Raw genomic sequence first — 24,001 nt, 5'->3', positions numbered from 1 at the left:
GAAATCAGCCAGCTAACGGGAAGTTGAATGAGCGACAAAAAGATTTTACTGGCTAATCCGCGTGGATTCTGTGCTGGTGTTGACCGAGCCATCAGTATTGTAGAACGGGCTTTGGAAGAATATGGTGCACCGATTTATGTACGCCATGAAGTGGTACATAATAAGTTTGTTGTTGATAATCTGCGTAACAAGGGCGCAGTGTTTATTGAGAGTCTGGATGATGTGCCACCTGATGCCACGTTGATTTATTCGGCACATGGAGTATCGCAGGCGGTACAGCAAGAAGCGGTGGCGCGTGGTTTCCGTATTTTTGATGCTACTTGTCCTTTGGTAACGAAAGTCCACAGACAGGTATCTCGTCTTGATGAGCAGGGATATCAGATTTTGATGATCGGGCATAAGGGTCATCCGGAAGTAGAAGGTACGATGGGGCAACTGCCGCCGGGGGCAATGCTGCTGGTGGAAACAGTTGCTGATGTGGCAGGTTTACAGGTCCGCAATGAAGAAAAGCTGGCACATGTGAGCCAGACAACGTTATCGGTAGATGAAACCAGCGGTATTATTGCTGCGTTGAAACAGCGTTTTCCTCACATTAAAAGTCCGCATAAAGAGGATATTTGTTATGCAACCACCAATCGTCAGGAGGCGGTAAAGAAGTTAGCCGCTACTTGTGATGTGGTAATTGTGGTAGGGTCTCCTAACAGTTCGAATAGTAATCGTTTACGCGAAGTGGCAGCTTTGCTGGGTGTTGATGCTTATATGGTAGATAACGCCAGCTGTCTGCAGACTGAGTGGTTTTCCGGCAAGCGCCGTGTTGGCGTTACTGCCGGTGCGTCAGCACCGGAGGTACTGGTTAATGATGTTGTACAGACGATTGTTTCCTGGGGATATCCAACAGTTACCGAAGGTGAGGGTGTGGAGGAAAATATTATGTTTGTGCTGCCGAAAGAACTGCGTGGTTCGTCATGAATACGCCAATTTTATCTGGTGAGGGTGTGTGTCAGCGCGCCCATGATGATGGCAGAATGTTATTACAGGATATCGATTTTCAGCTCAGAGCTGGGGCACGTGTGGCAATCAGCGGTGCATCCGGAGCAGGAAAATCGGTTTTTTTACGTACAATTTCTTTGCTAGATTTACCTGCTGCTGGTACGTTGTATTGTCAGAATCAGCCTGTGAATTTGAATGCACATAGTATTGCACGGCACCGTAGCCAGATTGCTTATGTGCGTCAGCAGGCGGTATTGATTCCGGGTACGGTGCGTGATAATTTGCAGTTACCTTATACTTTGCATCATTATCAGCATTTGACGTTTCAGCCGGAACATGTGCTTCAGGTTTTGCAGAATCTGGGTAAGGATGAGCATTTTCTGGAGCGTGACGGTACCGATTTATCGGGTGGTGAAGCGCAATTGGTTTGTCTGCTGCGTATTTTACAGTTGAATCCTCCGGTATTGTTGCTGGATGAACCCACAGCTTCTCTGGATGAGGATTCTGCACGCACGGTACAGAAACTGGTTAATCAGTGGCAACAGGCAAATCCGCAGGCTGCCTATATGTGGGTTTCGCATAGTGAGCAACAAGTTAGCGAAGTGGGTGATGAAATCTGGTATTTTGATGCCGGACGAATAACGCACATCAAGCATTCGGTAAAGAATGGGAGGCAATAATGCAAGGAACTAATTATATTAGTGTTGCTGAGCTGGCTCTGGCTTCTTTGCTGATTTTGGTGAGTGCCGGTGTATCATTATGGCTAAAGCTAGGGTTAACGAAACGGATTTTGATATCTGCTGTGCGTGCTGTGGTGCAGTTATCCATTGTAGGCTTGTTGCTTAAATGGATTTTTGCGGCTAATCAATGGTATTGGGTACTGCTGATTATTGCTGTGATGACCTTAATAGCCGGATTTTCGGCGCGCTCTCGTGGTAGCTATGTTTATCGTGGTCTGACTCGTGATGCACTGTCTTCGGTGTGGTTGGCTTCTTGGTTAAGTGCGGCAGTAGGACTGTATGCGGTGCTTCATATCCATCCATGGTATTCGCCGCAGTATGTCATTCCGATTTTGGGTATGGTGCTTGGTAATTGTTTAACTGCTGTAGCTTTATGTCTTGACCGGTTAACACAGGACTTACGCCAGCAGCAGGCTAGGGTAGAAGTTTTATTGTCCATGGGCGCCAGTGGCTGGGAAGCTTATCGGGATACGGCACGATCTGCCGTTGTCGCTGGGATGTTGCCGACGATTAATCAGTTGAGTGTAGTAGGGCTGGTGAGTCTGCCGGGAATGATTACCGGACAGATTCTGGCCGGTGCTTCACCTGATCAGGCCATTCGTTTTCAGTTACTGACCATGTTTCTGATTTGTGCTGGTTCTGCCGGTGGCTGCCTGCTGTGTGCGATTTTTGTGTATCGCCATGTGTTCAACCGCTGCTGGCAGTTTTGTAGCTGGCGTTTGCAACGGCGTAATACAGAAAAAGCTTAGATATTTGGATAATTTATTTTTAGCCAGAACATTTGCCCTTAAGGGTGGCTATAGTGTTCTGGCTGTTATCAGTTGAGTTTGTTGTTTAAAATGTCATGATAGATATGGTTTGATTGCTGGTATGCTTTTCTGCTCAGTCAGTTTCATCTATCCATGCTTGCTGAATGGCTTCAAGTACGCGCTCACCGCAATGCTCTGGCTGGTCATCAAAGTCTGGTAAGGCCAATACTAGTTCACGCAATCGAGTAAAGCGGATGGTGGTAGGATCGATGTCTTCGTGACGGTCTGCCAGTTCTTCGGCAATCTGATGTATATCAGTCCATTTCATGATGTGATTCTGTATTAATTGTTAAGAATTAGTAAAAAAAATAGTGATGGCAAGCGGTAATTTTGAGCTGTGCTCTGATATCAGTGTTCTTCACGTGCATGGTTAATAGTGTATTTGGGGATTTCAATGGTTACATCGCTATCTGCCAAACGAGCCTGACAGCTCAGACGTGAATCGGCTTCGAGCCCCCATGCCTGATCGAGTAAATCTTCTTCCTGTTCGCTTGGCTCAGGTAGGCTGTCGTAGCCCTGTCGCACGAGCACGTGGCAGGTGGTACAGGCGCAGGATTGCTCGCAGGCGTGTTCAATTTCAATATCATGCTCAAGTAATGCATCACAAATTGAGGTGCCGGACGGAATATTGTCTAAAATTTTTCCTTCAGGACAAAGTTGTGGGTGAGGCAGTACAGTAATTTTGGGCATGGTAGTTCCGTCATTCTAAATGATGCAAGGCGTGGCTGGTGTCTATTCTTGCTACCAGCCACGCCGGAGTGAGTATTATATCAAGCCTTGTGCTTTCAGCACTGTGTTGACACCATTGTCAGCGCTTACCCGCTGAGCAAAAGAAGTCAAATGCTGATATTTGCTAAGATCAATTTTACATCTCTGAGCCCATTGCATTTCAATGAAAATGTAAACATCGGCAATACTGATGCTATTACCTGTTAAATAATCTTGCTGAGCCAGCATTTTATCTAACGATGCAAATGTGTTTTCAACATCACTACTAGCATAAGCAATAAGACTGTTCTGAGCAGCTTCACCATCAACCATTCTGGCTGCCCCGAATAGAGGCTTGAATTTTGTATGCAGGTCACTATTGGCAAAAGCCAGCCATTGCCGAGCTTTGGCACGTATTTTAGGGTCAGTAGCTGATGCAGCGCCATAGATACCTTTATCGGGTGCTAAATCATTAATATAATCAATAATAGCTATATTCTGACTTAGTGCCCAGTTTCCATCTACAAGTAAAGGTACCTGACCTTGCGGATTCAGAGCCCGATATTCTGCAGATTTTATTTTATCGCGACTTACTGCTTCTGCTACATAATCCAGTCCACTCCATTGTAGAGCTACGTGGGGGACAAATGAACATGCACCTGGTAGGTAATATAGTTTTAACATTGTTTTATCTCCTGTGTAAGTACAGATAGTTTTTAGCTGTCTGTGGTTGAATTCTATATATCGCTAACGTTTTTGCCTTGTAAGGCACGCTGTATATTACGGTTCATGCGTCTGGCAGCAAACTCATCTGTGGCATGGCTAAGCTTTTGTATGCCATCACGGATGTCCTGTGCATTGCCAATTTCCATCTGGTGTCTGATTTGTGCCAAGGCTGTGTCGATGATTTGCTGTTCGGCAGCACTGAGTAAATCAGCATCAAGATTTAGGGCGCTGCTGACTGCGCCAATAATGCTTTCAGCTTCTACTATTGCTTCCGCACGGGCGCGTTGCTGCGCATCAGTCTGTGCATGGGTAAAGCTGTCTTTTAGCATCTGAGTAATAACTGTGTCATCCAATCCGTATGAGGGCTTAACTTCAATATGAGCCTGTACGCCGGTAGTTTGTTCTCTTGCGGAAACAGATAACAGGCCATCGGCATCTACCTGAAAGGTCACCCGAATGCGTGCAGCACCGGCAGCCATTGGCGGGATACCGCGCAGAGTAAATTGGGCGAGACTGCGGCAATCCGAAACCAATTCACGTTCTCCCTGTACTACATGAATCATCATTGCGGTCTGGCCGTCTTTAAATGTAGTGAAATCTTGGGCGCGGGCGGTAGGCAAGGTGCTGTTGCGCGGAATGATTTTTTCAACCAAACCGCCATATGTTTCCAGCCCCAATGAGAGGGGAGTAACGTCCAGAAGCAGCCATTCATCATCATTTTTATTTCCGGCCAGTACATTGGCCTGCATGGCAGCACCGAGCGCAACTACTTCATCGGGATTGAGATTATTCAGTGGCGTTTGGCCAAAAAAGGTAGCTACAGCCTGCTGTACATGCAGCATTCGAGTGGCACCGCCAACCATAATAACGCCTTTTATATCGTTTTTGCTGATATTCGCATCACGCATAGCCTGTTTAACCGGCTCCAGTGTTTTGGCTACCAGTGGTTGTGTAAGCTGATGGAACGTATCTCGGCTAATATCAGTGACTATTTGTTGACCATTGGAAAGCGTAGCAGCTATGGTGGTGGATTGTTCAGTCGTTAAGGATTCTTTAGCTGCGCGCGAAAGTGATTGCAGTAGGGCGCTGTCCTGTGCATTAAGCTGAGACAATTTGTTTTGTTCCAATAACCAACAAAAAAGGCGCTGGTCAAAGTCATCCCCACCTAAGGCACTGTTGCCATTGGTGGCTTTTACTTCAAATAAGCCACGGCTTAATGTTAGAACGGAAACATCAAATGTACCTCCGCCAAGGTCGTAAACAATAAACGTTCCTTCGGCGGCATTATCCAAACCATAGGCAATGGCAGCGGCAGTAGGTTCATTAAGTAAACGAAGGACGTGCAAGCCGGCTAGGCGTGCTGCGTCCTTGGTGGCCTGCCGCTGGGCATCATCGAAATATGCTGGTACGGTAATTACAGCGCCAGCCAGTTCACCACCCAAACTATTTTCTGCCCGTGTTTTCAGCACGCGCAAAATGTCCGCAGAAACTTCTATAGGTGTTTTATTACCGGCGCGGGTCTGAATACTGATGATGCGTTCTTCATCGGTGAAACGATAGGGCAGGTAATGGGTTTCAGGCTGATTTCTAATGTCGTCCAGACTTCGGCCAATAAGGCGTTTGGCCGAACTAATGGTATTGGAAGGATCAATGCGCTGGGCTTTTAATGCATCTGTACCTACTTCTGGAGCACAATTCTGCTGATAACGGACTACTGAAGGCAGAGTAATTCGCCCTTGTTCGTCTGCTAAACATTCTGCATGACCGCTGCGTACAGTGGCCACTAGACTGTTGGTGGTGCCTAAATCGATTCCCACGGCACGTCGGTGCTCATGCGGGGCGGCAGAAAGGCCGGGTTCGGCAATTTGCAATAAAGCCATAATTTGAACTAAGTCCTGATTTTAGATGTTACTTATATGATTTAAACTTATTTTAAATCATATTTCTGACGCTGAAGTTAACGGTGTCAGAGCAATGCAGCCTGTATTTCGGCATTTAATTTGTATAAAAAACGCCCCTGACGCACCAATTCAGCTGCCTTATCCGCCTGATTCTGCGCAAAAGCGGTATCAAGTTTTTGATATAAATGGTTTTGTTCCTGCTGAATGGTTGTTGCCAATTCATGTAGAGTAGCTGTATCCGCCTCAGCTCGTGCATCTTCCAATGTTTCGCGCCACTGCATTTGCTGTATCAGAAATTCGGCTGGAAAATGAGTGTGTTCCGGTGCATCTGCATCTATGCCCTTCTGTTGTAACAGATAGGCCGCACGATCCAAGGGATTGCATAGAATACGATAAGCTTCATTTACCGTGGCTGCCATCATCATGGCCTGCTTCTGCTCAAAGCTGCTGCTGGCTGCAAATTTGTCAGGATGACATTGTGCAGCCAGTAAATGATAATTCTGTTCGAGCTGTTTAATATCAATGTTAAATTGTTCGGGTAGCTGAAACAAAGCAAAGTATTGGTTCATGTATTTCACCTTGTGGTGATAACAGGATAGAAGCAGAAGTCACATCAAAGTAATAAGGCAAATTTGGGATTGTTAATCTGCTTTTTCTGCAGTCAATGTCTCGTTGTGATGCGATACAAGGTAGTAGGTGATCGCTATTGGTAGCAATATTTCGTACTTATACGTGAAAACTTTCGCCACAACCACACTCATCTTTTGCATTGGGATTGGCAAACTTAAATCCTTCCTGCAAACCTTCTTTAACAAAATCAAGCTCGGTACCATCCAGATAGACATGGCTTTTGGGGTCAACAAAGACTTTGACACCATGTTGCTCAAAAATTAAATCTTCCGGCTGGATTTGGTCGACAAATTCCAGTGTATAGGCCATACCTGAACAACCGCTATTCTTGACTCCTAGGCGAATACCTTCGCCTTTACCACGTTTGGTCAAATAATTACTGATGTGCTGGGCGGCTTTTTCAGTCAGAGAAATCATATTCTCTCCTGTCAGAACTGAGACCTGAATGAGCATTAGTCATTCAGGTTTGATTACGGTTACGGTTAAAACGGCGTTTATAGGAAGAGAGAAAAGAGCGTTTAACGGCGATTTTTTCCTCACAATTACTACAAAAACGCGTGCCAGGATATTGAAACTGGCGTTCGGGTGAAATGGGTTCGTTACATTCAAGACAAAACTGATTGGAACACATTCTGATATTGTTTAGGCGTACTGCATTAACCTGCTGATTATCATTTTTTTCCGTAGTGGATTCATCATTGTTTGCGGTACTGCTTAACATTGTCATATCACTCGTTATGTTTTTTTCGATAATCTGCTACAGCAGCCTTGATGGCATCTTCGGCCAAAATTGAGCAGTGGATTTTCACCGGTGGCAATGCCAGTTCTTCTGCGATGGCACTGTTTTTAATGGCCAGCGCCTCATCCAAACTTTTGCCCTTTACCCATTCTGTAATTAGGCTGGAAGAGGCGATAGCCGAGCCACAACCATAAGTTTTGAATTTAGCGTCTTCGATGATACCGTTATCGCTTACCTTGATTTGCAACTTCATTACATCGCCACAGGCCGGTGCACCCACCATGCCAGTGCCCACGCTCTGGTCTCCCTTTTCAAACGAACCAACATTGCGTGGATTTTCATAATGATCAATGACTTTATCGCTGTAGGCCATGATATGTTCCTTTAACAATTATTATGCTGAGAGGCAAAATCCTATTCTGCACATCAAATAGCCCTCGGTTTAGAGGGAATGTTGCCTTGTACGGGATTACTAAAGCAGAAACCGAAGGTTACTATTGCACGCAGATTAATGAGCTGCCCACTCCACACTACTTAAATCAATACCTTCTTGATGCATTTCCCACAACGGTGACAACTCGCGTAATTTACCGATTTTGGATTTTATCAGTTCGGCAGCGTAATCCACTTCTTCTTCAGTAGTAAAGCGCCCAAAAGTAATACGCAGCGAACTATGCGCCAATTCATCATTACGGCCAAGAGCGCGCAGCACGTAGCTCGGTTCCAGACTTGCTGAAGTACAAGCAGAACCGCTGGATACCGCAATATCCTTCACCGCCATAATCAGGCTTTCACCTTCCACAAAATTAAAGCTGATATTCAGATTCTGGTAAACACGATGTTCAAGGTCGCCATTAATATACACTTCCTCAACATCTTTGATGGCATTAAGAAAACGGTCACGCAGAGCTTTAGCATGCGCATTATCTTTATCCATTTCCAAACGTGCCAGACGGAATGCTTCACCCATACCAACAATCTGATGAGTAGCCAGCGTGCCAGAGCGGAAACCACGCTCATGACCACCACCATGCATCTGTGCATTCAGACGTACACGCGGTTTGCGCCGTACATATAAAGCACCAATCCCTTTAGGACCATAGGTTTTGTGAGCCGACATACTGAGCAAGCCAATTTGATTGGCTTTTACATCAATATGTACTTTGCCGGTAGCCTGCGCGGCGTCAACATGAAAAATTACGCCTTTTTCGTTGCAGATTGCTCCGATAGCGGCAATATCCTGAATCACGCCGATTTCATTATTCACCCACATTACACTTACAACAGTTGTATCTGGGCGGATTGCTGCTTTCAGTTCATCCAAATCAATTAGACCGTTTTCTTTTACGCCGAGATAAGTGACCTCAAAACCTTCACGTTCCAGCTCACGCATCGTATCCAGTACAGCTTTGTGTTCAGTTCTGACCGTAATCAGATGTTTGCCTTTACTGGCGTTGAACTGAGCGGCTCCTTTCAGTGCCAGATTATCCGATTCAGTGGCACCGGACGTAAAAATAATTTCTTTAGAATCAGCACCAATTAATGCAGCAATTTCATTCCGGGCATTTTCTACTGCTTCTTCTGCCTGCCAGCCGAAACTGTGGCTGTTTGAAGCGGGGTTGCCGAAGAATTCAGTCAGATAGGGAATCATTTTCTCTGCTACACGCGGGTCTACTGGCGTGGTGGCTGAATAATCCAGATAAATAGGAAGTTTTACGGTCATTGTCGTGTTCTCTTTAAATATCTATCACAGCGCTGGTTTTAGTGCAGATTAATCAAGGTAATCGGCTGCTCAAGGCTGCTTTTTTGTTCATTACTGATATTTCGGTAAGATTGTTGATTGAGGATACATTGCAAAGTAATTCCGCGCAGATAATCGTCTATGGTTTTATTTAGGTTGACCCATAAATCGTGAGTCAGGCAAGGCGTACCATCCTGACAGTCTGCATGGCCGCCGCACAATGTTGCATCCATCGTGTCTTCTGCAGCCGCAATGATATCGGCAATATTGATATGGTCGGCAGCGTGGCTTAAAACATAGCCGCCACCCGGACCTCGGATACTTTCTACTAGCCCTGCACGGCGTAATTTGCCAAAAAGCTGTTCCAGATAAGATAAGGAAATACGCTGGCGCTCACTAATCGCAGTCAGGTTTACCGCACCAGATTGCGCATGCATGGCTAAATCCAGCATGGCAATAACAGCAAAACGCCCTTTGGTGGTTAAACGCATGGCAAAACCCGAAATAGATTGACAATGGCTGAATTATCTAATACCCGACAATTTTAGTCAACTTTATTCATGGCTAAATCAAGTAATTATGCTAGAGCCGAAACCAGCCAAAATAAAAGAATCAAATTGAAACCAACCCATTCAGATCGTATAAACCGGCCAGAAATCATAATTGAAAATTATTTATCTGCTCAAACCTAAAGCATTTTTTGATTTTCATCATTAATCAGTTCGGCCCAGTTACATAGAGACATTAAAATCGGGCTAAGTAAATGACCTTTGTTGGTAAGTGCATAGCTCACTTGTACGGGAGGTTTATCACCTTTCACCGTTCGAGTAATTAACTCATCCTTCTCTAGCTGTTTAAGCTGAAGGCTTAGCGTCATTTCAGTAATATCTGGCATATTTTTTCTGAGTTCACTGAATCTTTTTGGTTGACTACGCAAATAATAAAGAATCACACCTTTCCATTTACCGCCAATTAGATTCATAGCTAAACTAATATTGCAATGATAGCGTTTACCACGATGGGTAATTGCACAGGAATCATCTGTATGCATGATTTTTTTCCTAACTCTCATATTTGATAGTTATAGTATTTTTTTTAAATTCTACTAAAATTATTTGAGTACATAAAATTTTTATAGTTTATTGAGGAAAAATCATGACCCTAATGATACTGGCGCACCCGGATTTTAAAAACTCCATTGCAAACAAAACAATATCCGAATCCTTAGCTGTTAGACTACCGGATATAGAGATTAGAAATATTTACAATTTATATCCTGATTATCAGATTGATGTTGATGCCGAGCAACAAGCTTTGCTTCGTCATGAGCTTATTATTCTTCAATACCCAATGTATTGGTTTAATATGCCCGCTATATTAAAAATTTGGTTTGATCAAGTGTTCACTTATCAATTTGCCTATGGTTCACTAGGAAACAAATTGAAGGGTAAAACATTACTCGTCTCTATGACGGTTGGTCAACCAGAGATTTATTTTCAAAAAGTAAATCATTTTCTCATCGATGATTTTTTACAATCAGTAAAACAATCTGCGGAATATACGCAAATGAATTACCTTGGGTATACTGCCTTATATGGCATTTCTCCAGTATCGGGTATAGCAAAAAATGCCATAGCAGCAAAAGCTGAACAACACAGTGGCAGTTTATACAGTCTGATTCAGAAATTTTGCTAAGCAAGATAAAGTTAATTTTGATCAACATAAAAGGCCTGATTCGAATCAGGCCTGTTTAATTAAAGCTTAATCTTGTATAGGTTAACTATTGATTAGCAAAAGCGTCTGTAGCAGCCACCAATGCCGCTTGATTGGCTGGTTCAAATCCAGAATGTCCCGCTATGGTGACCACCAGCTTGGCATGAGGCAAAGCCTGTTTTAACTCCCAAGCACTTTCAAATGGTGTGCACATATCATAGCGCCCCTGAACAATCACCATCGGAATATCAGCCAACACTTGAATATTTTCTAGTAAAGCAAATTCACTCGCCAGCCAGCAGCGATGAACAAAATAATGATTTTCAATGCGAGCGATTGCTAATGCTTTATAAGAATCGTCATATTCATCCACCCCGGCTTGATCTGGTTCCAAATGAACAATATTGCTTTCCCACTGTGCCCATGCTCGAGCTGCATTAAGCTGGGAGGCTTCATCGGTATAAGGATGGCAAAGCAACTCATGGTAGGCATCAATCAGATTGTGTTGTTTATCCACAGCAATCGGAGCAAGATAATTTTTCCATGCTTCAGGAAAAAAACGATTGGCACCCTGCTGATTGATCCAATCCATTTCATGTGGACGGCATAAAAATATTCCTCGAAGTACTAGCTCGGTCACTCGATGCGGATAAGTTTTAGCATAGGCTAATGCCAACGAACTGCCCCAAGAACCGCCAAAGACTTGCCATCGCTCAATCTGAAGCATTCGGCGTACTTTTTCTATATCTTCTACCAGATCCCAAGTGGTATTGTCATCAATACAAGCATAAGGTAGGGAGCGGCCGCAGCCACGCTGGTCTATTATAATGATGCGGTATTTTTCTGGATTAAAAAAACCTCGGCAAGCTGGTGAAGCTCCTGCACCCGGTCCGCCATGCAAAAAAATTACCGGCTTACCGGCCGGATTACCGCTTTCTTCCCAGTAAATCTGATGAATTGCAGAAACTTGCAATAGGCCAGACTGATATGGCTCAGCTATCGGGTACATAAGTGTATTCCTAAAAATATTTATGTAACTAAGTGATTATTATTAATTCTAAATTGATTGCAAACAGTTTTTAGTATAAGCCTGTAAGATAAAACTAAATATCAGCGAAACCATTTGCGCACCGCATCCAAACCACCAAAGCGTACACTGATGGTAGTAGCAGCCTGAGTTTTTGGTTTTGCATGATAAGCTACACCAAAACCGGCAGCCTGTAACATCGGAATATCATTGGCACCGTCCCCCATAGCCACAATCTGAGATTTAGCCAATCCTAACTTTGCTGAATATTCTGCCAGTAAATCAGCTTTAGCCTGTGCATCGATAATACGGCCGGTTAGCTCGCCAGTTAACATATCGTTTTGCACTACTAATTGGTTGGCATATGTGTAATCAAGCCCGTATTGCTGTTTGAGACGATCAGTAAAGTAAGTAAAGCCACCTGAAACCAGCAAAAACTTTACCCCATATTCTCGACATTGCTGTAACAGCCATTCGGCTCCCGGTGATAATTTCAAAACTTCGTCATATACTCGGTTAAGTTCAGTAACCGGTAACCATTTTAACAATGCTACCCGAGCACGTAATGATTGCTCAAAGTCAATTTCTCCGCGCATTGAGCGTTCAGTAATGGCTGTTACTTCTGCCTGCAGACCCACGCCGGCCGCAATTTCATCTACACATTCAATCGTAATCAGGGTTGAATCCATATCGCTGACAATCAGTCCCAAGTCAGCAAAACACTTATCCGGTAGAATAGCAAAATCAATATGCTGTGCCAGTAGCTTAGCTTGTACTGCCTCTTCAAGCTTGAATTCTTTCTGTACTGGTAAGCGTAATACTGATTTATTGAAACTGTACTCAGGTGAAATAGGCATAATTGCATCTAATGCAGACAAATCACAGGAAAGCAAATCAGCGTGCTGTAAAACCAGAACGAAACTCATGACAAATACACAGCTTGATAAAAATGCCCAGTATAGACATCAGTATCAGGCTTGACAACAAACGGCTGGAAAAGAGACGTTTTCAATAAATAATGAAATATCACCAGCTGATTTAAACCTAATTAACCTAATAAAAAATAAAATAAATATTATTTACATTGGATTCTTAAAATCTAATGAAAAAACACAGACCAGTTTGTACAATGCAGCTTTTTGTCCAAAATAGCGGCGGTAAAAGAATAAATTAATATCCAGAAATTTCAGAATTATTGCTATTATTCCAGTCCGCATCTTTATGGAGTTATTACATGCAACACCCCTCAACCACCTCATCGGCGGTCGATCAATACCGGGAATTAACCATTCGCGGCATGATCTTAGGTGCACTCATCACTGTTATCTTTACAGCATCTAATGTATATCTGGGGCTAAAAGTCGGCCTGACATTTGCATCATCCATACCAGCAGCCGTGATATCCATGGCTGTACTCAAATGCTTTCAAGGCTCAAATATTCTTGAAAACAACATGGTACAAACACAGGCTTCAGCCGCCGGAACATTGTCTTCAATAATTTTTGTCTTACCCGGCCTGCTGATGATTGGCTACTGGCAAGGCTTTCCCTTCTGGCAGACCACTTTAATATGTGTGGCTGGTGGTATTTTGGGTGTTATTTTTACCGTACCCCTGCGTCATGTACTGGTTGTTAAAAGTGATTTACCTTATCCAGAAGGCTTGGCTGCTGCCGAAATACTCAAAGCCGGAGATCACAATCAGCCGCAGAACGATGCTGATGCTCAGGAACCACAAAGTGGAGTAAAACAAATTGTTACCGGCGGTATACTATCAGGTATATTCAGCTTTTTGGTCAGTGGATTACGCATAATTAGCGAAAGCGCTAGCGCTTGGTTTAAAGTAGGGGGCGCAGTTTTTCAGGTACCCATGGGATTCTCACTTGCTCTACTGGGTGCCGGCTGGCTGGTAGGAATTACCGGTGGTATAGCCGTCTTATTGGGTATGTTTTTCTCATGGGGCATAGCCGTACCGTATTTTACCAGCACCACACCCATGCCTGAGCATGCAAGCATGATTGATTTTGCCATCAATTTGTGGGTTACCAAAGTTCGTTATATTGGCGCTGGGGCAATCGCCGTGGCAGCAATCTGGACTTTAATCACCCTGTTCAAACCGATGCTAGAAGGCATGAAACTATCTTTTCAGGCTTTTAGTTCAAGCTCAGATAGCGCACAGACACAGGAACGGGTGAATCAGGATTTATCTCCCAAAACCATGCTACTTATTGTGCTTGCTACATTGATTATTCTGGCAGCCACCTTTTATAGTTTTATTTCCTCTGTGCATATATCCGTTGGACTTGCCTGTGCGCTGGTAGCTTGTGCCACAATTATGGCATTTATTATTGGTTTTCTTGTGGCTGCGGCCAGTGGCTACATGGCCGGCCTGATTGGTTCTTCTTCAAGCCCAATATCCAGTATCGGAATTGTTTCAATTGTTATTATATCTTTAGTATTCATGGTAATTGGCCAGTCAAGTGGCATCTTTGCTATGGCAGGTGGCAACCAGTTTATGACCGCACTGGCGTTGTTTACAGCATCTGTAGTCATGGCTATTTCTACTATTTCAAATGACAATTTGCAGGATTTAAAAACCGGCCATCTTGTGCACGCCACTCCATGGCGTCAACAGGTTGCCCTGATTATCGGCTGTATTGTTGGTGCCATTGTTATTTCGCCAGTACTGGAATTGCTATATAACGCTTATGGCTTTACTGGCGCGTTGCCAAGAGCAAATATGGATGCAGCACAGGCATTGTCTGCGCCGCAGGCTACGCTGATGACTACTATAGCCAAAGGTATTTTCTCCCATAATCTGGAATGGACCTATATTAAAATAGGTGTCTTCCTAGGTATATTTCTTATCCTTCTGGATTTAGTATTCAAAAAACTGCGCCCGGGCTGGAGTGTGCCTCCATTGGCAGTAGGTATGGGCATTTACCTGCCTGCTTCTGTAAATATGCCCATTTTTATTGGCACCGTACTTTCATACTTCTGTATGCGTCACATTAGAAATCGATACAGCGACCCTAAAACACAGCAGCGTGAGCTAAAAGCCACTGACCGCCGTGGAACTTTACTGGCAGCTGGCTTGATTGTTGGTGAAAGTATTGTTGGCGTGGTCATGGCCATGGTAATTGTGGTTTCCATTGCGTTAGGTGAAGGAGAAGCGCCGCTGGCTCTGAATTTGCATAACTGGGATAAAATGAGTGAGCTCTTGGGACTGGTATTCTTTGCTTGCGCTATCATTTTCTTGATAAGACGCATTATTAGAAAATAGAAATCAAAGAATTAACAAAAAAAAACAGCGTGTTAAAACGCTGTTTTTTTGTTACGGTAGCTTAATTAGACTGCCTCTGACCAAGATATAATCCTAGTCAACAACATAAAGAAAATAGTTAAGGAATGCAATAATTAAAAATAAATATAATTGGACTGATAAAATTTTGACCAATACTTAAAGAAAATTGAATAATCAGATTTATAATCTGAGCAATTAATTTAGCTTCGCAATTTGGCACGCCGACGTCTCGTTACTACGAACCAAAATAATGCGAATTAAATTGCCTATTAAATTCTGGAAAAAAGCCGCTTAAGCGGTTTTTTTTATTGCCTAAAATCCCTCTGGTTTGTCTTCATATTTGGCCGTTAAATACCAAATATGAGTAAACATGATTTATCACAGGCTCTTGATAAAGTAGTTTTTCGCTGCCGGCAATGTAAATGTAATTTTGAATGCGCGCCAGCAAAAGTTATTGATGACCCTGAGTGTGAATGGCATCCGTATAAATATTACGCTCCTTGTCCTACTTGTAATGAGGAGTGTGAGCAAGCTCATTATCAACGAAATCTGATGAAGGCTTGGGCCAAGGCAACTGGCCCAGTTACTGCTGCAGGTAAAGCTGCCGTCTGTAAAAATTTAGCTGGTCATCCCACTCCGGAGGAAACTAAACGGACAAGGTTTAATGCGCTTAAGCATGGTATGAATGCACGTGTTGCCCGATATTTCCCCAGCAAACCCGATGGATACCCTGCTTGTAGAAACTGTGATATTGACCGTAATTTTTGTCGCCAGCAGCCAGCATGCCAGCAACAGACTCAGTTATTCATGATGCATCATGCTGCTTTTGAACAGCGTGATCCGAAGCATTTAACGCCAATCTATTCTGAGATACAGGCGGCAATTACAGCTATTGTTCAGCAAGTCTTACAAACCATTATTACTGATGGAGTTGCACTCAGATCTCCTGCATGGAAACTGGATAAAGACGGTAATGTTGTAATTGGGGAATATATAGATCATTCAACAGGTGAAATGCGGGTTATTCATGAAGTCCATGCTCATCCGTTATTGCGAAGTTTACAGGACTTTTTAAGTAAAAACGGGCTGTCTTTGTCTGATATGGGTATGACACCTAAAGTTATTGAACAGGAAGAAGAGAAGCTGGGCAATCTGGCTGTTAATGAATCTACACAACAGAGTCTGTTGGAATATCAGCAGCGCAGTGCGAAAGCATTGGAAAATTTGGCTAGTTTGGCTGAAAAAGCTAATGCTCGTCGTGATCAGGATCCTGTACTTATTGAGTATCGAAAGCAAAATGGTGGGGAAAAATGACGGAAAGTCACTGTGGTGGATGTGGCAGAACCCTGACTGATGAAGAGCAGTTGTTGTATGGCTGGTCTTGTACAGAATGCGAGCGTATTTGGCAGGAAGAGATTAACAGGGTTGAATCGGAACTGGCTGAACGACTATGACTACCTTTGCAGAGAGAATTAAGATTCAGCATCGGGCTGAAAAGGAAATCATGCGCTATGCTCAGTCAGATCCCGAAACTGGTATTAAGCCACATGCGCTGTGGCATAAGCATGTCCATAATGTCGATCTGGACCCGATGCAGGTATTGAAAATGGTTCAGATGGATTCAAGGCGCAATACGGTTGATTTTTCATGCCGGCGAACAGGTAAAACTGCTGTAAAAGAAATGTATTGTCTGGAGTATTTAGCCACTACACCTTATCAAGAGGAAGGTATTGTTGCTCCAAGGTTGCAACAGAGTCAGACTAATTTGATGTATCACCTTGATGCTATCCGGCGTAGTCCGATTTTAAATGGCTGGATAGGCTATAAAAATGGCCGTCGGCAAATGGGTGATACTCAATATCAGTTTCATAACGGTAGTAAGGCCATATGTTACGGTATTATGAGTCAGATTGATGGTGATGGGCTGAGTATTGGTAGTTTGGAGGAGATTGATGATATGCCTTCCGACAGGCTGTTTTCCAGATTCTTGCCGATGCTGGGTTCAGCTCGACGGTTAGGCGTTGATAGCAATATCAGGTTTGACCCACAAATCCGGATTACGGGAGTGTATAAAGGTGCTGATGTACTGACTCAGCTGATTGATTCTGGTGGATACCATATTTTACCTACGGTGGATGTTTACCTTGGAAAAGAGTTGGGCATTTTGAATGATGCGTTTGTGGACGAGATGCAGAATCAGTTGCCTGAGGCAGAATATATACGGCAGTTTTTATGTATTAATGCAGCTGCTCAGAATCATATCTGGGAAAAATATATCAGGCGGGCGATGGCAGTAGGTTTGTCTGCTAATTTACAGGCAGCTAGCCCGTTACCTGGTGGGCGTTATAAAAAACGTGGTTTGCTCAGTTTTGGTTATGACCATTCTGGTCATGGTGAAAGTGCTCACGCTTCGAAGTCGGCAATAGTGGTTTGTGAGCAGATTGGTAACTTTGTAACCTTCCCATATGTTAGGACTTGGCCTGCTGGGACGGATGATGCTGTTGTTCAACGCGATTTGTTAGGTTTATGGCAATATTTTCGTCCTGATTATGCTATGGGCGATGCCTACGGTTTGGGAATGCTTACCAGTTTGAATGATATGTTGTTTAACCGTGGGCTGACTGATATTGACCGACGCAGTATTGGTGATGGGCAAAGTACAGCAAGTACGTGGACGCAATGGCCGTTTGCACCGATTCGTTTTGAGGGGATGACGAAACATAATATGGCCAGTCTGCTGAGGGCTGCATTTCACAATGGTCAAGCGGCAATTCCTTATGTAGATGATGGTTCTGATGCGTTAAAAACGAGAAATGAAGCCAATACACGCTGGGGACCGAGTTGTCTGAATGATATTAGGGAAGACAGTAGTGATTTTGCCCTGTTCATCCGGCAGCTAGGTAATGTGAAATCTGCTCCTGCAAAAAATGCGGCATATAACACTTATAAAATGGCCAATCCAAAATTAGGTGATGACCTTTTTGACGCTGCCTGTGCTGGTATTTTCGCTTTGGTGACAGCTGGAACAGATAATTATGTTCCAACAGCTGTGGCCACTCGTTATCTTAAACGTGATCAGTTATTAGGAAGTTATTGATGGGTATTCTTACAAGTCTAAAAAATATTTTGGCCAGAAAACCCAATGTGGTGGGACAGGCAGAGCATTTAAATTCTTCAGAATTAGGCCGCAGGACTACTCCGGAGAAACAGTCGCGTCTGGAATATGCGTTGACAATGATAGATTATGAGTTACGAGCTGTAGTGCATGATATCCGGATGATGGACAGGACAGATGGGCGGGTAAAGCGTATTCATAACCGTATTGCCCGGGATGTTACGCGGGGCGGATTGGTCATTATTCAGTCTGATCCCTCTGAAAGAGTTCAGCAGGAATGGAGGCAATTTGTTAATCGTTTGCAACTGAATAATGCGCAAAAGCTAAAGTCAGATGCCCGGGGGTTGGTTATTGAAGGTAATCTGCCTTTGCAGTGGGTTCTTGATGAAGACTGTAATGTGATAGCTGGTATCAGGATGCCTAGTGAAACAATTTACCCGAAAGTAGGAATGAATGGGCGATTTGAGGATGTGCAGGCAGCTTATGTTCAGCATGATTACCGTACTGGCGGAAATCAGGCGGTTTTCCCGTTATGGCAGCTCACGCTGGTGCGCAATGACCCGGACAATTTTGATGATTTAAGCTGTATGGGGCGGCCATTTTTGGACGGTAGTCGAGAAATATGGCGCAAATTGCGTATGACGGATACAGATCTTGTTATTCGACGCCGTGCAAGGAGCCCTATGCGTTTAGTCCATGTGCTGGAAAATGCTTCTCAAGAAGAGCTGGATCGCTACAGAAATGAAGTTGAAGTTAATAAAGACCAGATAGCAACAGATTTTTATATGAATAAAAAGGGCTCTGTCTCTGCTATTCAGGGTGATGTTAATCTGGGAGAAATTAATGATGTGGTTTATCTGTTGGATTCGTTTTTTTCCGGCAGTCCTGTGCCTAAAGGGCTGGCTGGTTACACTGATGGGCTTTCACGAGATATTCTTGAAGATTTGAAACGTGATTATTTTGATGAGGTTGATCAGCTGCAAGATGTGCTGGCATGGGGATATCAGCAGGGTTTCCGGCTGCAGTTACTGTTGAAAGGTATTAATGCGGATGCTGAAAATTTTAAAATTACTTTTGCTGAACGTCGGACTGAATCACTCAGTCAGACGACTGATCGTGTGCTGAAACTAAAGGCATTGGGTGTTCCTGATTCAATGCTGTGGGAAGAGTTGGGGTACAACCCTGAAGACGTGGAAGCACGGCGTAAAAATGATGAAAAGAACTATGACCCGTATCCAGAGAGTTTCCAACCTAAAATTAGTATTACACCCAATAATGGAAGAAAGGGTGACAGCGCGACGAGCATAAACAATGGATGATGAAACCAGCGATATTCCGGCAGCTCCTTCATCTCGACCTGATTTAAAAAAAACATGGCAGTTGATAGCCAGCTTAGAGAAAAACAGTGATGTTAATTATCAACGCGCCGGTGACCGCATAGCTAAATATGTTGGTTCTTTTAATGAAATTGGCTTGTCAGATCTAGCAGATATACATCAATTTATTAATGATGAGCTGAAGCAGCTTGAAACGACTCAGAATGATTTACTTTATAAGGGTATTTTCAAAGCTGTGGTGTTTGCAAGACTGGCCTTTCCCCATACTGCAGTAAATGAACAAGCTGAAAGCATGATGGTTCAGTATTTGGTTAATTCTCCATTACGTGATGGATTAAATTTATCTGCACGTTTATGGCGGATTCACGCTGGTGCTGCGCAAGATATGAAGGCTGTTGTTGATGTTGCTGTACAGCAGGGCTGGGATACATTTAAAGCAACAAGACATGCTATGACACAGTCAGATGAGTTGATAGCTGCGCTTAAAGAAGCCGGTGGCGGGGATATTGCAAAACGGTTAGGAGATTTACTGGTGAGGAGTGATAAGTCTTCGCCAGTAATGAAGTTTAAACGAGTGTTACGAACTGAAATTAACCGTGCGCATGGTATGCGTTATATTCAGATGGTGAGGGAAGATCCGGAAGCGAAGGGTTTACGCTTCAGACTATCTCCGAGGCATCCGCGTAAGGATATCTGCGATACACATGCTGCCGCTGATTTATATGATATGGGCCCTGGAGTCTATCCGATTGACGCTTGTCCATGGCCTGCGCATCCTAATACTTTCAGCTATGTTGAGGCTGTATACAATCTTAAGTCGTCTGGTTAGTGGAAATAAATGTAAATGCTCCCTTTATAGGGAGTATTTTTTATTGCTAATTTATCCCCTTTTTTGTCTTTACTAGTTTGGTTACTCTGAGATTATTGATAAAGGGTAAATCTATGTCTGCACATATTAGACTGTCTGAAAAAAGTACTGAAAACGTTCATCGGGTCGTTTGTTCTATGGCGACATTGCCAGGGACTGGTAAAAAAACTTCATGGGTGACGATTACTCGAGAAGGAAAGTTCTCTGACCCTCGTTATGGAACTTTTGAAATTACTCACGATATGCTTTTGTCTATGGTACGTAATTTTGACCAGAAAATTATCGGTCAGGATGTATTTCTGGATGTGAGCCATAAGTTTGAAGACGGTGCAGCTGCCAAAATTCTGCAATTAAGTGTTGAAGGAGCACGCCTGCGTGCTTTGGTCGAATGGACTGATTTTGGTCTGGATGCTGTGCAAAAACGCGGGTTTACTTATTTATCTGCGGAATATGCTGATAACTGGGTAGATAACGAAATTGGTGCGAGTCATGGCCCCACTTTGTTAGGTGCAGGCCTCACCGTTCGTCCGGTTATCAAAAGTTTAGACCCTGTTACGCTGTCGAGTGTGGCCGGCGGTGATGTGGTTATATTGGCCGAGCTGGCTGAATCTATTTTAAAGGATGCGAAAGCGAACATGGATGCTATTGAGAAGTTAAAGAAAAAGCTGTCTGAGTCAGGATATGGTGAACCTGTTATTGAACAGATTTTACAACTGGCCACCCTCTCTATTACGAAGGATACGCTACCGGAAGATAGAGACAAAATTTTGCAGGCTTTGACAGACGCTGCTAAAACGCTGGCACAGATTCCTCCATCTATTTCGACGTCAGAACAGCCTGTATTATCCAATCTGAATAATACTCAGTCGCGTGATCCGTTAACAAGTCAGGCTCATGCATTGTCTATCAATGATGTTCAGAATGTGGTTGATAAAATCCTTTCTGATAAACAGAAGGCTGAAACGGAACAGAAACAGGCGCGTAAGGATGCAGAAAAACTGCTGAGTGAGATAATTTGTAAGGCCGATGGTTTACCTGAGGATATAAAAAAGCAGCTGTCTGATGAGGCTGTAAAGTTATTGCCGAATGGGGCTTCGGAAGAACAGATTAAAACATTGGCTAATCATCAGATTTCTCATGGACATAATCTCATGGCGGCCAAAACTTTATCAAATATGGGGTATCAGGTTTCGGGTTTTCCGCATATTAGTGTTCCGGATAACAGCACTAGACAGTTAAGTCAGATTTACCATGATCACCTTAAGAAAACGAGTGTGGCTAATAGGCTTGGATTGGATGCAAAGCCCAATGTTTTTGTAGAAAAGGTTTTGTCTGAGTTTGACCGCTGTTTTGCACTTGAGCTGTCGAATGAAAGTAAAGCATTGGCCTCTAATGGCACGATGATGCAAAACACCAATTTGCCGTATGGGGTAATGCGTGAAGTTATTCGTGAGTCGTTGTCTGATTTGAACGTGCTGAATCTGGTAGAAACGCGAACTGATTTCAGTGCACAGCAAACCACGCAGATTCCGTACGAAACACGTCAGATGTCTGAGATTGTTAATTCCGGAATAGTATCTGAAGGCCGTGCGGTACCTTTTGCCGGTGTTGAACAGCACATGGATATGGCTTATGTGGTACAGATGAAGTTAGCACTCAGTGTTACTAATGAGGTTGTGCATTTTACGCGTTCTTCGGTGATCAACTGGGATGCATTGGGCCGCAATATTGAAACCAATGCTAGGATTATGCGGGAGTTGATTGCTTTACGTATTATCAATGAGATCCAGCGTGCATGTGATAGCTATCTGGCAAGTAATGTTATCAGCGAATCAGTAAGTGTAAATGCTAATACGGGACTTTTCCGTACTGCACAATGGCCTGTGGTACGACCTTTTCAAGCAATAAATCTTCAAGGCGACCCAATTAATGCTCCTGAAAATCCGATTACTATTACTGTGAATGGTAAGGTTGCGCCTGCTTTTGATGGCAGTGGTGACCAGCAAACTGGTATCTATTATCGTTTGATTAATCTGAATTATGGTGAAATACAGCTGGTAGACCAGACCGGCAACCCTGCTCAAGGTATTTCCTCAGCAACAATCGGCTATAGCTATGCAACCAATGTGATTAAGTTCGATTTAGATGCACCTGAAGGCGTCTCTATGGAGAAGCATTTAAATAAACTACTGCAAAAGGTGGGTTCTCAAAAGGCCACTCTATCTAGTACACGTTATGTGACTCCGAATTTTATGCTGATGAGTCCTACTTTGAACGACACGATTACTAATGCTGAACAATTTATTGTTTCATTGAAACGTAATGGTACTGATACGGCTGCAAATGGCGATCTAGCTCAAATTAAGGACATTCCTGCGTTCGGTACTAATGCGCCTAATACCGATATGGGTGATTGCCGGATTATTATGGGTGAACGCGGCACAACCTCTTATACAGTGGTTAAACCGTTCTCTACCGGTGAGCTTATAGAGGTACTTAATGGCAAGGGTCATCCTCTGGGTAAAAAGGTTGCTTATGGTGAAGAATACAACGCTATACATACTCCGAAACCTACACGCAATCGCTATGTTTCAATTGTTGTCTATAGCAGTCAGAATCTTGCCGGAAAGGTGTAATCATGGCTTTAGTAGCGTTTCATAATACTTCGGCGCATGTGATGTTTGTTGGAACGGTGATGGTGCCACCAAGTGAAATACGTTATGTAGATGAACGGCTATTGCCGCAGGCACATGCAGAAAATGTACAACAGGAAACGGTAACCGATCCTTTGGCCGAGTTACTGAAAAATAGTGTTGCGGTAGTGCTTCCAGCCCTTGAGACAATGAGTCTTGAAGAACTTGAAAAGCTGGGGGAGCTGGAGCAGTCTGGATTGGCCAGAAAAGGCATTCTTGGACCGATTGCTGAAAGAATACTTAAGATATCAAACGATATACAGGGTGGCGGTACAAATCTTAACCAGTTAGAAGGTATTGAAGGTACTACATCAGCATTAGGTAGTCATGATGCGTAAGGAGATTGTAGCCCAATACAGTGCTAGCCTGCTTGATTCAAAGCGGGCATTCAATGATACCGCTATTCAGCGGCATATTGATATTGCACTGAAGGCATTGTCAGAGATTCGCCCTCAGTTAAAAGTTACTGTGCTTAATATCGCGGCAGGACATAGTTTGTATCCGTGTCCTACGGATTTAATCCGCATTCACAAATGCAACTGGGGCAAGGATGCAAGATCTTTTCAGCGACCATGGGATGATCATTATATCGGTTCGCTGCCATACTGGCGGGTATGCAGAAATGATAAAGGTGAACGTTTACTGATTGCTGAACCAGCTCCGACAGTGATACAGGAAAGAGTAATAGGTTCACGAGGCGAGCTAGTTTATACGGCAGCACATGTGCTGACGGATGATGAATGTTCTCTTAACGATGAAGAAATAGGTTTGCTGATTTTGCGTGCTCAGGTTGAGGCTATGCGAGAAATATCCATGAAAAATTCTACTCAGGCATATCAGTTGCGTGAGGGTATAAGTAGTACGCCTATGAATGGTACCCCTGGGTATCTGTATATCAAGCTGTCGGACGAGTTTAATGCGCGGGTAGTTCGATGAGGTTTGAATTTGATATTGATCATAAAA

Annotated in this window: 26 protein-coding genes; 13 read left to right on the top strand and 13 right to left on the bottom strand. The window is 43.5% G+C overall.

Going from position 1 to position 24,001, the window contains the following annotated elements; genetic code table 11:
* Positions 1-27: 27 nt before the first annotated feature.
* Genes ispH through J3U75_RS07785 form a run of 3 tightly spaced genes read left to right on the top strand, consistent with a single transcriptional unit; the run spans position 28 to position 2,479 of the window.
* Positions 28-969, top strand: a complete 942-nt coding sequence (gene ispH, locus J3U75_RS07795; protein ID WP_267391376.1) for a 4-hydroxy-3-methylbut-2-enyl diphosphate reductase — start codon at positions 28-30, stop codon at positions 967-969.
* Positions 966-1,670 (top strand): ABC transporter ATP-binding protein, encoded by a 705-nt coding sequence (locus tag J3U75_RS07790; protein WP_267391375.1) that lies wholly within the window; start codon positions 966-968, stop codon positions 1,668-1,670. The genes ispH and J3U75_RS07790 overlap by 4 nt, the downstream gene beginning before the upstream one ends.
* Positions 1,670-2,479 (top strand): ABC transporter permease, encoded by an 810-nt coding sequence (locus J3U75_RS07785; RefSeq protein WP_100139733.1) that lies wholly within the window; start codon positions 1,670-1,672, stop codon positions 2,477-2,479. The genes J3U75_RS07790 and J3U75_RS07785 overlap by 1 nt, the downstream gene beginning before the upstream one ends.
* Positions 2,480-2,612: 133 nt before the next feature.
* On the opposite strand, the gene iscX is transcribed toward J3U75_RS07785, so the two are convergent.
* From iscX to J3U75_RS07730, 11 genes are all read right to left on the bottom strand, one after another.
* The gene (gene iscX, locus J3U75_RS07780) at positions 2,613-2,807 is read right to left on the bottom strand and encodes a Fe-S cluster assembly protein IscX (protein WP_100152239.1); all 195 of its coding nucleotides are present in this window, start codon (positions 2,805-2,807) and stop codon (positions 2,613-2,615) included.
* Between the two features lie 80 nt (positions 2,808-2,887).
* Complete coding sequence (gene fdx / locus J3U75_RS07775; protein WP_100139735.1) at positions 2,888-3,229, bottom strand: ISC system 2Fe-2S type ferredoxin; 342 nt, start codon at positions 3,227-3,229, stop codon at positions 2,888-2,890.
* A 75-nt stretch (positions 3,230-3,304) separates the two neighbouring features.
* On the bottom strand, positions 3,305-3,931 hold the full coding sequence (locus tag J3U75_RS07770; RefSeq protein ID WP_267391374.1) for a glutathione S-transferase family protein: 627 nt from the start codon (positions 3,929-3,931) through the stop codon (positions 3,305-3,307).
* Between the two features lie 53 nt (positions 3,932-3,984).
* The gene (gene hscA, locus J3U75_RS07765) at positions 3,985-5,853 is read right to left on the bottom strand and encodes a Fe-S protein assembly chaperone HscA (RefSeq protein ID WP_267391373.1); all 1,869 of its coding nucleotides are present in this window, start codon (positions 5,851-5,853) and stop codon (positions 3,985-3,987) included.
* 86 nt (positions 5,854-5,939) lie between these two features.
* On the bottom strand, positions 5,940-6,443 hold the full coding sequence (gene hscB / locus J3U75_RS07760) for a Fe-S protein assembly co-chaperone HscB (protein WP_267391372.1): 504 nt from the start codon (positions 6,441-6,443) through the stop codon (positions 5,940-5,942).
* 157 nt (positions 6,444-6,600) lie between these two features.
* Entirely contained in the window at positions 6,601-6,921 is a 321-nt protein-coding gene (iscA, locus tag J3U75_RS07755; RefSeq protein WP_100139739.1) for an iron-sulfur cluster assembly protein IscA, read from the bottom strand.
* Between the two features lie 43 nt (positions 6,922-6,964).
* A complete protein-coding gene (locus tag J3U75_RS07750; protein ID WP_267391371.1) occupies positions 6,965-7,225 on the bottom strand; it encodes a TraR/DksA C4-type zinc finger protein in 261 nt (86 codons plus the stop codon).
* Positions 7,226-7,232: 7 nt separating this feature from the next.
* Entirely contained in the window at positions 7,233-7,616 is a 384-nt protein-coding gene (gene iscU, locus J3U75_RS07745; RefSeq protein WP_025330175.1) for a Fe-S cluster assembly scaffold IscU, read from the bottom strand.
* Between the two features lie 135 nt (positions 7,617-7,751).
* Positions 7,752-8,966: an IscS subfamily cysteine desulfurase gene (locus tag J3U75_RS07740; protein WP_100139741.1), complete on the bottom strand. Its 1,215-nt coding sequence runs from the start codon at positions 8,964-8,966 to the stop codon at positions 7,752-7,754.
* A gap of 38 nt (positions 8,967-9,004) precedes the next feature.
* Positions 9,005-9,475, bottom strand: a complete 471-nt coding sequence (locus tag J3U75_RS07735) for an Rrf2 family transcriptional regulator (RefSeq protein ID WP_100139742.1) — start codon at positions 9,473-9,475, stop codon at positions 9,005-9,007.
* Between the two features lie 197 nt (positions 9,476-9,672).
* Positions 9,673-10,035 (bottom strand): winged helix-turn-helix transcriptional regulator, encoded by a 363-nt coding sequence (locus J3U75_RS07730; protein WP_267391363.1) that lies wholly within the window; start codon positions 10,033-10,035, stop codon positions 9,673-9,675.
* A gap of 104 nt (positions 10,036-10,139) precedes the next feature.
* Here J3U75_RS07730 and J3U75_RS07725 point away from each other — a divergent pair, with 104 nt between their 5' ends.
* Entirely contained in the window at positions 10,140-10,679 is a 540-nt protein-coding gene (locus J3U75_RS07725; RefSeq protein WP_267391362.1) for an NAD(P)H-dependent oxidoreductase, read from the top strand.
* Positions 10,680-10,764: 85 nt separating this feature from the next.
* On the opposite strand, the gene pip is transcribed toward J3U75_RS07725, so the two are convergent.
* Together pip and serB are read right to left on the bottom strand one after the other, a co-directional pair.
* A complete protein-coding gene (gene pip, locus J3U75_RS07720) occupies positions 10,765-11,706 on the bottom strand; it encodes a prolyl aminopeptidase (RefSeq protein ID WP_100152244.1) in 942 nt (313 codons plus the stop codon).
* Between the two features lie 101 nt (positions 11,707-11,807).
* On the bottom strand, positions 11,808-12,650 hold the full coding sequence (gene serB / locus J3U75_RS07715) for a phosphoserine phosphatase SerB (protein ID WP_267391360.1): 843 nt from the start codon (positions 12,648-12,650) through the stop codon (positions 11,808-11,810).
* 308 nt (positions 12,651-12,958) lie between these two features.
* Between serB and J3U75_RS07710 the strand changes: the two genes are divergently transcribed.
* The 9 genes from J3U75_RS07710 to J3U75_RS07670 all read left to right on the top strand — a co-directional run bounded on the left by J3U75_RS07710 (position 12,959) and on the right by J3U75_RS07670 (position 23,974).
* Entirely contained in the window at positions 12,959-15,004 is a 2,046-nt protein-coding gene (locus J3U75_RS07710; RefSeq protein WP_267391358.1) for an OPT family oligopeptide transporter, read from the top strand.
* A 381-nt stretch (positions 15,005-15,385) separates the two neighbouring features.
* The gene (locus J3U75_RS07705; RefSeq protein WP_267391357.1) at positions 15,386-16,339 is read left to right on the top strand and encodes a hypothetical protein; all 954 of its coding nucleotides are present in this window, start codon (positions 15,386-15,388) and stop codon (positions 16,337-16,339) included.
* A complete protein-coding gene (locus tag J3U75_RS07700) occupies positions 16,336-16,479 on the top strand; it encodes a hypothetical protein (protein WP_267391356.1) in 144 nt (47 codons plus the stop codon). The genes J3U75_RS07705 and J3U75_RS07700 overlap by 4 nt, the downstream gene beginning before the upstream one ends.
* Positions 16,476-18,122: a hypothetical protein gene (locus tag J3U75_RS07695; RefSeq protein ID WP_267391355.1), complete on the top strand. Its 1,647-nt coding sequence runs from the start codon at positions 16,476-16,478 to the stop codon at positions 18,120-18,122. Before J3U75_RS07700 ends, J3U75_RS07695 begins: the two co-directional genes overlap by 4 nt.
* Positions 18,122-19,459 carry a portal protein gene (locus tag J3U75_RS07690; protein ID WP_267391354.1) on the top strand — a complete coding sequence of 446 codons (1,338 nt, stop codon included), beginning with the start codon at positions 18,122-18,124 and terminating at the stop codon, positions 19,457-19,459. The genes J3U75_RS07695 and J3U75_RS07690 overlap by 1 nt, the downstream gene beginning before the upstream one ends.
* Positions 19,452-20,306, top strand: coding sequence for a hypothetical protein (locus tag J3U75_RS07685; RefSeq protein ID WP_267391353.1), 855 nt, complete (start codon positions 19,452-19,454; stop codon positions 20,304-20,306). The genes J3U75_RS07690 and J3U75_RS07685 overlap by 8 nt, the downstream gene beginning before the upstream one ends.
* Before the next feature lie 113 nt (positions 20,307-20,419).
* On the top strand, positions 20,420-22,981 hold the full coding sequence (locus J3U75_RS07680; RefSeq protein ID WP_267391352.1) for a phage protease: 2,562 nt from the start codon (positions 20,420-20,422) through the stop codon (positions 22,979-22,981).
* A gap of 2 nt (positions 22,982-22,983) precedes the next feature.
* Positions 22,984-23,376 carry a hypothetical protein gene (locus J3U75_RS07675; protein WP_267391351.1) on the top strand — a complete coding sequence of 131 codons (393 nt, stop codon included), beginning with the start codon at positions 22,984-22,986 and terminating at the stop codon, positions 23,374-23,376.
* Positions 23,366-23,974, top strand: coding sequence for a hypothetical protein (locus J3U75_RS07670; RefSeq protein ID WP_267391350.1), 609 nt, complete (start codon positions 23,366-23,368; stop codon positions 23,972-23,974). The genes J3U75_RS07675 and J3U75_RS07670 overlap by 11 nt, the downstream gene beginning before the upstream one ends.
* Positions 23,975-24,001 lie beyond the last annotated feature (27 nt).

The organism is Snodgrassella sp. B3088 (assembly GCF_026535815.1).
GTDB classification, from domain to species: Bacteria; Pseudomonadota; Gammaproteobacteria; order Burkholderiales; family Neisseriaceae; genus Snodgrassella; species Snodgrassella alvi_E.
Note: the sequence above shows the minus strand (reverse complement) of the source record. Positions and strands in the feature narration are given on the sequence as shown.